Source organism: Bradyrhizobium sp. WSM1743 (assembly GCF_000473065.1).
Lineage (GTDB): Bacteria > Pseudomonadota > Alphaproteobacteria > Rhizobiales > Xanthobacteraceae > Bradyrhizobium.
Genome location: NZ_AXAZ01000001.1, coordinates 85,172 through 97,277 on the forward strand (window position 1 = coordinate 85,172; position 12,106 = coordinate 97,277).

The 12,106-nt window shown below is 64.1% G+C and carries 9 protein-coding genes and 1 tRNA gene; 3 read left to right on the forward strand and 7 right to left on the reverse strand.

Going from position 1 to position 12,106, the window contains the following annotated elements; all coding sequences use genetic code 11:
• Positions 1-54: 54 nt before the first annotated feature.
• From dxs to YU9_RS0100500, 5 genes are all read right to left on the reverse strand, one after another.
• Positions 55-1,983 carry a 1-deoxy-D-xylulose-5-phosphate synthase gene (gene dxs, locus YU9_RS0100480; protein WP_027570994.1) on the reverse strand — a complete coding sequence of 643 codons (1,929 nt, stop codon included), beginning with the start codon at positions 1,981-1,983 and terminating at the stop codon, positions 55-57.
• Positions 1,984-2,621: 638 nt separating this feature from the next.
• Positions 2,622-2,873 carry an exodeoxyribonuclease VII small subunit gene (locus YU9_RS0100485; RefSeq protein WP_008132970.1) on the reverse strand — a complete coding sequence of 84 codons (252 nt, stop codon included), beginning with the start codon at positions 2,871-2,873 and terminating at the stop codon, positions 2,622-2,624.
• Positions 2,874-2,947: 74 nt separating this feature from the next.
• Entirely contained in the window at positions 2,948-3,877 is a 930-nt protein-coding gene (locus YU9_RS0100490) for a histone deacetylase family protein (RefSeq protein WP_027570995.1), read from the reverse strand.
• Between the two features lie 133 nt (positions 3,878-4,010).
• Entirely contained in the window at positions 4,011-5,663 is a 1,653-nt protein-coding gene (locus tag YU9_RS0100495; protein ID WP_027570996.1) for a bifunctional UDP-sugar hydrolase/5'-nucleotidase, read from the reverse strand.
• A gap of 181 nt (positions 5,664-5,844) precedes the next feature.
• Positions 5,845-6,603 (reverse strand): enoyl-CoA hydratase-related protein, encoded by a 759-nt coding sequence (locus tag YU9_RS0100500; RefSeq protein WP_027570997.1) that lies wholly within the window; start codon positions 6,601-6,603, stop codon positions 5,845-5,847.
• Positions 6,604-6,843: 240 nt separating this feature from the next.
• Here YU9_RS0100500 and YU9_RS0100505 point away from each other — a divergent pair, with 240 nt between their 5' ends.
• Positions 6,844-8,100 (forward strand): MFS transporter, encoded by a 1,257-nt coding sequence (locus YU9_RS0100505; RefSeq protein WP_036016749.1) that lies wholly within the window; start codon positions 6,844-6,846, stop codon positions 8,098-8,100.
• A gap of 140 nt (positions 8,101-8,240) precedes the next feature.
• Here the strand turns inward: YU9_RS0100505 and YU9_RS0100510 are convergent, their stop codons facing one another.
• On the reverse strand, positions 8,241-10,019 hold the full coding sequence (locus YU9_RS0100510; protein ID WP_027570999.1) for an acyl-CoA dehydrogenase: 1,779 nt from the start codon (positions 10,017-10,019) through the stop codon (positions 8,241-8,243).
• Positions 10,020-10,280: 261 nt separating this feature from the next.
• On the opposite strand from YU9_RS0100510, the gene YU9_RS0100515 reads away from it, so the two are divergent.
• Positions 10,281-10,355: transfer RNA gene (locus YU9_RS0100515), tRNA-Gln, on the forward strand.
• 358 nt (positions 10,356-10,713) lie between these two features.
• Here the strand turns inward: YU9_RS0100515 and YU9_RS0100520 are convergent.
• Positions 10,714-11,229 (reverse strand): helix-turn-helix domain-containing protein, encoded by a 516-nt coding sequence (locus tag YU9_RS0100520; protein WP_027571000.1) that lies wholly within the window; start codon positions 11,227-11,229, stop codon positions 10,714-10,716.
• Positions 11,230-11,471: 242 nt separating this feature from the next.
• Between YU9_RS0100520 and YU9_RS0100525 the strand changes: the two genes are divergently transcribed.
• On the forward strand, positions 11,472-12,104 hold the full coding sequence (locus YU9_RS0100525) for a 2-hydroxychromene-2-carboxylate isomerase (protein WP_018322603.1): 633 nt from the start codon (positions 11,472-11,474) through the stop codon (positions 12,102-12,104).
• Positions 12,105-12,106: the final 2 nt, after the last annotated feature.

The window sequence follows — 12,106 nt, forward strand, 5'->3', positions numbered from 1 at the left end:
CCTTCACTCGACGCTGCGCGTCGACCTCTTCCGCAAGCGGGAGAGGTGAAACCATCAAGCCAGCTTGACCGTTTCGGTCTTCACATCCTTGCCGAGCGCCTCGAAAACCTTGGCGACGATGCCCTTGGCGTCGAGACCAGCGCGGGCGTACATCGCCGCCGGGGTGTCGTGGTCCTGGAACACGTCGGGCAGCACCATCGAGCGGAACTTGAGCATGCCGGTGTCGAGCACGCCCTGGTCAGTCAGGAACTGCGCGACATGCGAGCCGAAACCGCCTATCGAGCCTTCCTCGATCGTGATCAGGATCTCATGGTCGCGCGCGAGCTCGAGCACCAGCTCGGTATCCAGCGGCTTCATGAAGCGCGCATCGGCGATCGTGGTCGACAGGCCGTGGGCGGCGAGCTCGTCAGCGGCCTTCTCGCATTCGGCGAGGCGCGTGCCGAAGGAGAGCAGGGCGATCTTGCTGCCCTGGCGGATCATGCGGCCCTTGCCGATCTCGAGCGGAATGCCGACTTCTGGCATCTCGACGCCACGGCCTTCGCCGCGCGGATAGCGCAGCGAGCTCGGACGGTCGTCGATCGCGACCTGGGTCGCCACCATGTGCACGAGCTCGGCCTCATCCGCCGCCGCCATGATCACCATGTTCGGCAGGCAGCCGAGATAGGCGTTGTCGAACGAGCCGGCATGGGTCGCGCCGTCGGCGCCGACCAGGCCGGCACGGTCGATGGCGAAACGGACGGGCAGGTTCTGGATCGCGACGTCATGCACGATCTGGTCGTAGCCACGCTGCAGGAAGGTCGAGTAGATCGCGCAGAACGGCTTGTAGCCTTCGGTCGCAAGACCTGCGGCAAAGGTCACCGCGTGCTGCTCGGCGATGCCGACATCGAAGGTGCGATCGGGGAAGGCCTTGTTGAAGATGTCGACGCCGGTGCCCGACGGCATCGCCGCGGTGATGGCGACGATCTTGTCGTCCTTCTGCGCTTCCTTGACGAGGCTCTGGCCGAACACGTTCTGATAGGCCGGCGCGTTCGGCTTGGCCTTGGCCTGGGTGCCGGTCGCGACGTCGAACTTGACGACGGCATGGTACTTGTCGGCGGACGCTTCCGCCGGGCCGTAGCCCTTGCCCTTCTGCGTCACGACGTGGACCAGGATCGGGCCGGTCTCCATGTCGCGGACGTTCTTCAGCACCGGCAGGAGATGGTCGAGGTTGTGGCCGTCGATCGGGCCGACATAATAGAAGCCGAGCTCCTCGAACAGCGTGCCGCCGTCCATCATGAAGCCGCGGGAATATTCTTCGACGCGATTGGCGCGGTTGGCGAGGATCTTGGGCAGGCGCTTGTTGATCTGCTTGGCCGCATCGCGCAGCGTGCGATAGGTCTTGCCCGAGTAGAGCCGCGACAGATAGGCGCTCATGGCTCCGACCGGCGGCGCGATCGACATGTCGTTGTCGTTGAGGATGACGATCAGGCGCGAGTTCATCGCACCCGCATTGTTCATGGCCTCATAGGCCATGCCGGCCGACATCGCGCCGTCACCGATCACGGCGATAACGTTGTTCTTGCCGCCGGAGAGGTCGCGCGCCACCGCCATGCCGAGGCCGGCGGAGATCGAGGTCGAGGAATGCGCCGCGCCGAACGGATCGTAGTCGCTCTCGCTGCGCTTGGTGAAGCCGGACAGGCCGCCGCCGGTGCGCAGCGTGCGGATGCGGTCGCGCCGGCCGGTGAGGATCTTGTGCGGATAGGCCTGGTGGCCGACGTCCCAGATCAGCCGGTCGCGCGGCGTGTCGAAGACGTAGTGGATCGCGGTGGTGAGCTCGACCACGCCGAGGCCGGCGCCGAAGTGACCGCCGGTCACCGAGACGGCATCGATGGTCTCCTGTCGCAGCTCGTCGGCCACCTGGCGAATCTGCTCGACCTTGAGCTTGCGCAGGTCTTCCGGCGTCCGGATGGTGTCGAGAAGCGGCGTCTTACTGTATGCGTTCACGGCGATTTCCAATTTGTCAGCGCCGGAAGGTCATTCCGGTGCGCGATGGGTTTGCACAATATCGGCGCAGCGCGAGTCCTCAAACCGTCGGAGCCACCTGCACGGGGCAAGGCCCCGTCTTCAAGCTTAGGTAAGCTTAAGTGCGCTCCGGTTCAGTCTCTGTGATCCCTGTCACTTAGATCGGCTTCGTCCGTCCCAAGCCAATTTCATTAGCAGTTTGAAGCGCTTGTCGTCGGTAATCGGTGCCCACGCAAGGCTTGCAAAAAGCCACACTCCGCGCAGCTTTACACCAAAGCTTGGGCCAAAGCCAACCCGCCGGACCGATTGGGGGTATGCAGGTGTAACTCGCGGGCCACATTGGTTAACCGTGGCCCGGGATAAGCGACTCCGGCCCTGCTCGTTCCTTGGCAGTCTTTTTTTGCCTGAATGAGAGCTTTTTCGCCCTCAATGGCCGATTCTGGAACGGGGACGGCATCGATCCGCCGGCACGGAACCCCGATGCCTCTCGAGAACAGCGCCGTGCGATCCTGAAAAGGATGCGGCGGCCACGCTTCCCATGAAGACGTTTTGCGCGGCCCTGCGTCTCGCGCGGCCCTGCGTCGTCAGGAGGCTGAGCGGGAAAGTCTCGGCTTCACTCTTTACTGGACGTCGAGCGGAGCAGTGCCGGTGGCTTGGCCGCTGGCATCGGTGGTGATCTTGTCGACGCGGGCCTCGGCCTGGCGTAGCAATTCCTCGCAGCGCCGCTTCAGGGCCTCGCCGCGTTCGTAGATCGTCACGGATTCCTCGAGCGGCACCTTGCCGTCCTCGAGCCGCTTCACGATCGTTTCGAGTTCCTCGATCGCGCGCTCGAAGGTGAGCCTGGAGACGTCGACTTGAGTATTTTCGGCCATATCCGTTTCCGATTGCCCGATTCGCTTTCCTGACAGTGAAGGCGGGTTTTGCGGGCTTAATGTGGCGGGCGCATTCAAGCGCCCATCAGGGCGCCGACATGCGCCGTAACAGATTCTTTCAGTCCTTGCAGGTCATAGCCGCCCTCGAGCACCGAAACAATGCGGCCTTCGGCGGTCTTGTCGGCGAGATCCATCAGCTTGCGCGTCACCCAGGCATAGTCCTCCGCGCGCAGGTTCAGCGAAGCCAGCGGATCGCGATAATGCGCGTCGAAGCCGGCGGAGATGATCAGGAGCTCGGGGCTGAATTTTTCGAGCTGCGGCAGGATCAGATTCTCGAACGCGGAGCGGAATTCCGGGCCGCCGTCCTCGGAGGCGAGCGGCGCATTGACGATGGTATCGTGATCGCCGCGCTCGCTCTTCGCGCCGGTGCCTGGAAACAGCGGCATCTGGTGCGTCGAGCAGTACATCACGGTCGGGTCCGACCAGAAGATGTCCTGCGTGCCGTTGCCATGATGCACGTCGAAATCGACGATGGCCGCGCGCTTGATGCCGTATTTGCGCTGGGCGTGGCGCGCGGCGATCGCGACATTGTCGAAGAAGCAGAAGCCCATCGGCTTGCCGATCTCGGCGTGATGGCCGGGCGGGCGCACCGCAACGAAGGCGTTGCGGTGCTCGCCATTCATCACCGCTTCCGTCGCCGCCACCGCGCCGCCGACGCCGCGCATCACGGCTTCCCATGTGCCGGGGGACATCGAGGTGTCGCCGTCGATATAGACCTGCCCGCTGGTCGGGGCGATGTGGCGCAGCTCGGTGACGTAGTGCTCGTTGTGGCAGAGCGTGACGAGATCGAGATCACCCTCCGGCGCCTCCCCGCGCGCCAGGAACTGGAAGCGCTCATGCGACAAAGCTTCTTCCACCGCGCGCAGACGATCCGGCCTCTCAGGGTGTCCCGGCGGCGTGACATGGTCGAGGCAGGCCTTATGGGAAAGGAGAAGCGTGCTCATCAGGTCGGCCTCATGGGATGCGGGCTTTTGACGTCGTTGGCGCATCCGGCGCCAAAACGCAATGCAAAACCCAATCTAGGCGTTTGGCCGGCAATGGCAAAGGGTCGTCCCGATCCGGCCCGTTTGATCCGGATCAATTAACGCGCAGGATGCGGGTGGGCGGCAGCGGACCGATCGGCCCGTGTGCCCGGAAGAACGCGAACAGCGCGTCCGCGTCGTAGCCGCCATATCGCGGCGCCGTGCCCTGCTTGGCGACGGTAAACCCGTCTCCACCGACGGCGAGGTAATCGTTGAGCGTGACGCGGTAGCCGCTTCCAGGCTCGATCGGCCTGCCGTTGAGCGTCATCTTCTCGAGGCTGACGCGCTCGCCGAATGGCTTTGATGCATCCCAGGCATAGCTGAACCCGTTCGACACCTGGAGAATCCGCGGCCGCTTTGGGTCCAGCCATTGCTGCTCGAGCATGTCCTTGAGCTGGCTGCCGGTCAGGGTCATGGTGACGAGGCGGTTGCGGAACGGCTGGCTGGCGAAGACATCGCCGAACGTGATCGCGCCATCCTCCTTCGGAACGATGTCGGTGCGGATGCCACCGGGATTGGTGAGCGCGATGACAGCGCTGCCATCCTTCGCATCGCGGGTTGCGAGCAATTGCGCGTCGGCAATGATATCGCCAAGCGCGCTTTCGCCGGCCTCGTTCGGCACGCGCGACAGTATCTGCGTCACCGAACCGGCCGGCCGGTTGGCGATCGGCGCAGAGAGCTTGTCGTAGGCGTCGATCAATGCGGTCTGCTCGGGATCCTTGGCCAGCGAAGCATTGGCGACGATGACATTCTCGGCCTTGGCGCTGACGATGTCGCGCGTTGCGGGATCGAGCTTGAGGTCGATCGCGGTGACCAACGTGCCGTATTTGTCGCCGCTGGTGACCAGCCTCCCGTCGATATCGCAGACATAGGCGCGGTGGGTATGGCCGCTGACGACGACGTCGACGGCACGATCGAATTTCTTGACGATGTCGACGATCGGCCCCGTGATAGCCGGGCATTCATTGTAGTCGCCGGCGGGCTCGCCGCCCTGGTGGATCAACACCACGATCGCTTCGACGCCGCGCGCCTTCAGCTGCGGCACCAGCGCGTTCACCGTCTCGGCCTCGTCGCGGAATTCGAGCCCGGCGATGCCCGCTGGCGAGACGACGCCCGCGGTCTCCTTCAAGGTCAGCCCGATGAAGGCGACGGGGATGCCGTCGAATTCCCGGATCTCGTAGGGCGGCAGCACGCTCTTGCCGGTCGCGGTCTCGACGGTGGAGGCCGCGAGATAACGGAATTTGGCGCCGGTGAAGGGATGCGGCCCCTGGCAGCCGTCGATGGGATGGCAGCCGCCGTTCTGCATGCGCAAGAGCTCGGTCTTGCCCTCGTCGAATTCGTGATTGCCGACCGAGCTGATCGCAAGGCCCATCATCGACAGCGACTCGATCGAGGGTTCGTCGTGGAACATCGCCGACAGGAACGGGCTCGCGCCGATCAGATCGCCGGCGGCGACGAAGATGGTGTTCTTGCGCCCCTCGCGCAGCTGCTTCACCAGCGTCGCCATGTACTCGGCGCCGCCGGCCGCCACCATCACCTTCTTGGTCTTGTCTTCGGGGTCATTGATGCGGATGCCGACCGGCGGCGGCCGCAGATTGCCGTGAAAATCGTTGATCGCGAGGACGCGCAGCTCGACGGGGGCGGCGGTCTGGGCAGAGGCGGGGAGGGTGGCGAGGGCGAGTGCGGCAAGGATGGATCGGTATTGCATGGAGCCGAGACTAATCGTTCCGCGCGAAGGTTTCACGAAAGTTCTCGCCGTCATTCCGGGGCGACGCGCAGCGTCGAGCCCGGAATCCATTCATCCACCAACTCTGCGGCCCGATGGATTCCGGGCTCGCGACTTCGTCGCGCCCCGGAATGACGACCATTGGCTGGTCGCCGACCACACCTCACCTTTTCTTCCTGTTCGCGAAGGTGTTGAACGCGGCAATCGCCTCGTCCGACTTGAGCCGCTCGCCGAACAGATGGCCTTCCTGGTCGATGCGGCGGGTCAGTTCCTCCGGCGGGGCGCGCAGCAGCTTGCGCGAGATTGCGACGGCGTCGGCCGGCAGCCGGCAGATTTCGCGCGCCACCTTGCGCGCCTCGACCTCGGTATGTCCCGGCGAGACCACGGTGTTGACGAAGCCCGCGGCTTGCGCCTCCGCGGCGGTGAAGGTCCGCCCCATCACCAGCATCGCGAAGGCGCGCTGGTAGCCCATCGTGCTCGGCATCAGGAGGCTGGCCGCGCCGACCGGCACGAGCCCGAGATGGATGTAAGGTGCGGAGAAGGTCGCGGCGTTCGAGGCCAGCACATAGTCGCAGTGGAACAGCATCACGGTGCCCATCCCGATCGAGGCGCCATCGACGGCTGCGATGATCGGCTTGGCATTGAGGGCGAGCGAATAGAGGAATTTGGCGCCGTTCGACAGCATCTCGGGGCGCGAGGCGTCGGCGTGGAGAAAATCGTCGATGTCGTCCCCGGCGGTGAAGACGCCGGAGCCGCCGGTGATGATCATGCAGCGGATATCCGGATTGTTCTGGGCGGTGTCGATCGCGCGGCTCATCTCCCGGTACATGTCCTGGGTGATCGCGTTCTTCTTGCCCGGGCGGCGCAGGGTGATCACGCGCGTTCCGCGCTCTTCGGTGATGACGATGTTGCCATTCGGCATGAGAGCCCCCTGCGCGCGCCGCGACGCTTGCCGCTCGCGAGTGTTGCGAAGCATCAGCCTACATCATCTCGCGGGCGTGCCAATGCGCTCGCTCAATCTTTCGGTGCCGAATTCCCGTAAGTTTGATGCATGGCACCCGCCGCCGTCGCGCCTCGCAACAATTAGCTACAATGTTTCATTTGAAAAACCGGTGGTTGTGGTGCACGATCTGGCGCCCGTTCCATTGACGGACTGCTCGATTTGACGATCGCCGCAACCCGTATTGACGAATCCTCGCCGCATTATCGCGGCTGGCGCGTCGTGCTGGCCTGCTTCCTGATGGCCTTCTTCATGTTCGGCTTCGGCCTCTACGGCCAGGGCGTCTATCTCGCCGAGCTTCAGCGCGCCCATGGCTGGCCCGGCACGCTGGTTTCCGCGGCCAGCACCTTCTCGTTTCTCCTGACCTCCGTGCTCGTCATCTTCACCGATGATCTGCTCGAGCGCATCGGGCTGCGCTCGCTGATCCTGTGCGGCCTGTCGGCGCTGGGCGCTTCGACCGTGCTGCTGGCGCTGATGCAGACGCCCTGGCAGCTCTATCTCGCTTATGCGCTGATGTCGGTCGGCTGGACCGGCATGGGGACCGTTGTGATCGCGACCGTGCTGAATTCCTGGTTCGAGCGTCGGCGCGGGCTTGCGCTCAGCCTCGCCTTCAACGGCGCGACCTGCGGCGGCATCATCCTCGTCCCGCTGCTGCTGTCGCTGACCGGCAGCATCGGCTTCCGTTCCGCAATGCTGGCGGCCACGCTCGCGATGATGGTGCTGGTGCTGCCGGTCGTGGTGACCTTCATCGGCTGGCCTGCCGGGACGCCGCTGGCATCGGGCGGACCTCCGAGCGCCGGCGGCGCGGCCGCGCCGAGCCATTCCCGCAAGGCGCTGCTCGCCAATGCGGCGTTCTGGACCATGGTGCTGCCGATCGCGATGGCGCTGCTGGCGCAGATGGGATTCATCATCCACCAGGTGACGTTTCTGGAGCCGCTGATCGGGCGCGCCAGTGCTGGCCTTGCCGTGACCATCATGGCGGCGATGGCGGTGGTCGGCCGCCTCTCGCTCGGCCTGTTCGTCGACCGCCTCGACCCGCGGCTCGCCTGCGCGGCGTCGATGACGAGCCAGGCGGCGGCGCTGTTCGTGCTGCTCCAAAGCACGAATCCGACCGTGCTGCTGGCCTGCTGCGCCGTCTACGGATTGTCGATCGGCAACATGATCACGTTCCCGCCCTTGATCATCCAGCGCGAGATCGGCGCTGCCGCCTTCGCCGCCGCAATGGGACTGGGCACCTCGATTGGCGGAATCGTCAGCGCCTTCGGCCCAGGCATTGTCGGCGTCGTGCGCAGCCTGACCGGCGACTATACGACGGCCTTTGCGATGTGTGTGGTGCTGGATCTCGTGGCGGCGGGCATCGTGCTGCGGCGGCCGGGGAGGAGGACGGAAGAAGCGCCAAATCTATCACCGTCACCCTGAGGTGGCCGCTTCTTCAGCGGCCCTCGAAGGGCGACGGCCCGGCTGGATCCCGGCCGTGCATCCTTCGAGGCTCGGCTCGCGATGCGTTCGCATCTCAAGCCTCGCACCTCAGGATGACGGATCAAGAGCGACGCGCCGACTCACCCCAGCAGCACCGCATCCGCCGCCGCGACCGACTCCGCGCTCTCCGTCACTGTGCGCTCGAGCGCGCCGGCCTGCACCGCGATGTTTTCGGCAAAAAAGCGTGCCAGCGAGACGTAGCGTGGCGCATCGCCAAGGCCTTCGGCCTTGGCGGCGAGCGCCTCGGAGACGAGCAGGCAGCCGCCGAGCGTCGCGCCGAACTGCTGCAGATACGGCGTCGCACCGGCAAGCGCCTCATTCGGTGCGGACGCAACGCGCTCCAGCAGCCATTTGCTGGTGCGCGTCAACGCGTCGAGCGCTTCACGCAATTTCACGCCCGTGGTGCCGAAGGCGGGATCGTTGGAGGCCTCCACCTGCTTGACGGTTGCCGAGAGCTCGTCGAGCAGCGCCCACACGGCCGCGCCGCCATTGGCTGCGAGCTTGCGCGTGACGAGGTCGATCGCCTGGATGCCGTTGGTGCCCTCGTAGATCGCGGTGATGCGGGCATCGCGGTAGTGCTGGGCCGCGCCGGTCTCCTCGATGAAGCCCATGCCGCCATGCACCTGCACGCCGAGATAGGCGACCTCGTTGCCGACATCGGTGGAATAGGCCTTGGCCATCGGCGTCAGCAGCGCCGCGCGTGCTGCCGCGTCGGCGCGCACCTTCGCGTCCCTGGCGCGCGTCGAGACGTCGATCGCGACGGCGGTCGCATAGCAGATGGTGCGCGCGGCCGCAGTCTGCGCCCGCATCCGCATCAGCATGCGCTTGACGTCCGGATGCACGAAGATCGCATCCGAGCCGTCGCCCGTCTTGCCGACCGCGCGGCCCTGCTTGCGCTCTTGTGCATAAGCCAACGCCTGCTGATAGGCGCGGTCGGCAACGCCGACGCCCTCCAGGCCGACGCCCAGGCGGGCCTGGTTCATCATCGTGAACATGCAGCGCATGCCTTGGTTCTCTTCGCCGATCAAAAAGCCGATCGCGCCGCCGTGATCGCCCATGGTCATGGTGCAGGTCGGCGAGGCATGCATGCCGAGCTTGTGCTCGACGCCGGAGGCATAGATGTCGTTGCGCTGCCCGAGCGAGCCGTCCGCATTGACCATGAACTTGGGAACGAGGAACAGCGAGATGCCCTTGGTGCCGGCGGGCGCATCGGGCAGACGCGCCAGCACGAAATGCACGATGTTGTCGGTCATGTCGTGCTCGCCATAGGTGATGAAGATCTTCGTCCCCTTGATGCGATAGGTGCCGTCCGCCTGCTTTTCGGCGCGGGTGCGGAGCGCGCCGACATCGGAGCCGGCCTGCGGCTCGGTCAGCTGCATGGTGCCGGTCCATTCGCCGGAGACCAGTTTTTCGAGATAGATCTTCTTCAGCTCGTCGCTGCCATGCGCATCCAGCGCCTCGATCGCCGAGGCCGTCAGCAGCGGGCAGAGGCCGAAGGCGACATTGGCCGCGCTCCAGATCTCGGTGCAGGCGGCGTTGATCGCGAGCGGCAGGCCCTGGCCGCCGAAATCTTCGGGGCCGGACACCGCGTTCCAGCCGCCCTCGGTCCAACGCTTGTAGGCGTCGGGCCAGCCCGGCGCGGTCGTGACCTTGCCGTCGCTAAGCTTGATGCCGTGCTCGTCGCCGACCTTGTTGAGCGGCGCCAGGACGTCGGATGCGAACTTGCCGGCTTCCTCCAGCACGGCGGCCGCGAGGTCGGCGTCGAAATCGCCATAATGGCCGGCCTCCACGGCGGCCTTGAGGCCCGCGCCATGGTTGAGCGACAGCAGCATGTCAGAGATCGGCGCGCGGTAGGTCATGGCTCACTCCCGAGGACAATTATTGGCGCCGTATTCCCATGAAACGGGGGCGGTCTCAACTGGGGCCGTCGGGATGGCTGGGCCGGAACGGGGGCGGCCATTGAGGCCTGGAATAGAGCGTAGGCCGCCAGCCGACTGGGCCAAGGGTATGCCAAGGGTATTTTGCCCCTCCAGGCGGTTGAAATGCCGCGCCGCTCCCTATAGACCGGCTGCGACCGACGGGAATCTGCGGTAGCCGGTTCTACCTCGTTCGTCGTCTGTTGGGGCGTAGCCAAGCGGTAAGGCAGCGGATTTTGATTCCGCCATTCGGAGGTTCGATCCCTCCCGCCCCAGCCAGATCTCAAGCTGTTGAGTTCGTTGGGTAAGCAGCTCCATTCCTGCCAAATTTTTTGGCGCGTTTGGAAATTGAGCTTCTAATGCTCGGTCCAGAATCGAACTAAGCAACGTCCTGCATCACATGGACAATATTGGGGTCTCTCCGTGGCTTTGATCGCAATATAAACCGCAGAGGCTACTCGGGGAGGCCTCTTACGCCCTGTCGTAGAACAGAGGGTTATGGCGAGCAAATCGGATAGTCAGTCGAACTGATGCGCTTCTGCACCAGGGGGCGTCAAGCTGTAGTTCACCCAGCCGATGGCGCAGAGTTAGCCGCTGTGGCGCTGCGGCCGTTGCGGGGAAACGCGCCTAGTCGCCGTTACGCCGCTTTCCTGCGGGGCTTCGGCTTTGCTTTTTTGTCAAGCAAGACCCTCTCTGGAGCCGGGCGCGCGCCTGGACCAGGGTGGACATGAACTTCCTTGGCTGAAAGCGGCTCGCCGCATTCCGAACACACCATCACGGGGTCGAACATCTTTCCGCACTCGCGGTGCTCATGCAGCAGGGGACGTCCGCGTTCGTCGACCATGTGGGTGTCGCCCCAATGTACGAGCGCCATCATGATCGGATAGAGGTCGAGGCCCTTTTGCGTCAGGATATACTCGTGGCGTTTAGGCGACTCCTGATAGGGAATGCGGCGCAGGACGCCCTGCCGGACCAGCTTCTTCAACCGCTCGGCGAGCAAATGCCGTGTGATTCCAAGCGCTGACTGAAAACCCTCGAAGCGGCGCGTGCGCAGGAAGCATTCGCGGAGAATCAGAAGAGTCCAGCGGTCACCAATCACACCGATGGTGCGAGCCATCGAACACGGCTCTTCCTCAAGTTCATCCCATTTCATTCTGCTCTCCGGTCGGCCGGCGGCTGTTCCGCCCGAATCAGGGGAAGCGGCAGGCGCCGCTCACACCATTCTAGATAGGTACTAAAGTGGATACAATACCCCCGCCGGTCGTCCGAAACGCCGTGATTTCAGAGCGGATTTGACAGTTCAATTTTAGAACTATAGAAATGAGTGACAGCCTGCGTTCGGCCTAGAAGATCACCCAAATCTGACCAACATCGCGCTCTGCGGGAGGAGCTGACATGTCCCTCAAAGTTGAATTCCTGTTCGATTTCGGCAGTCCGAATGCTTACCTCGCGGAACTGGCCCTTCCGGGAATCGAACGGCGCACCGGCGTGAAATTCGAATATGTCCCGATCCTGCTCGGCGGCATTTTCAAGGCGACCGGCAACATGTCCCCGTTCGATTCCCTTCGTGGCATCAAGAACAAGCCGGAATACCAGGCTCTGGAGACCCAGCGCTTCATTCGCCGCCATAACGTGACGAAGTTTCGTCCCAATCCGTTCTTTCCGGTCAATACGCTGATGTTGATGCGCGGTGCCGTCGCGGCGCAGTTCGAAGGCGTGTTCGAGCCGTATTTCCGCGCGGCCTATCACCACATGTGGGAGGAGCCGAAGAAGATGGATGACCTTGAAACTTTCCGAAAGGCATTCATCTCCTCAGGCGTCGATATCGACCGGCTGATTGCGCGTGCACAGCAGGATGACGTCAAGAAGCGGCTGATCGATCGGACCACCGACGCGGTCAACCGCGGCGCATTCGGCTCGCCGACTTTCTTCGTTGGAAATGAGATGTTCTTCGGCAAGGACCAGCTTCGCGATGTGGAGGAGTCGATCGTCGAGCAGATCGGCCAGCCCGTTTCGAAGACGGCCTAAGG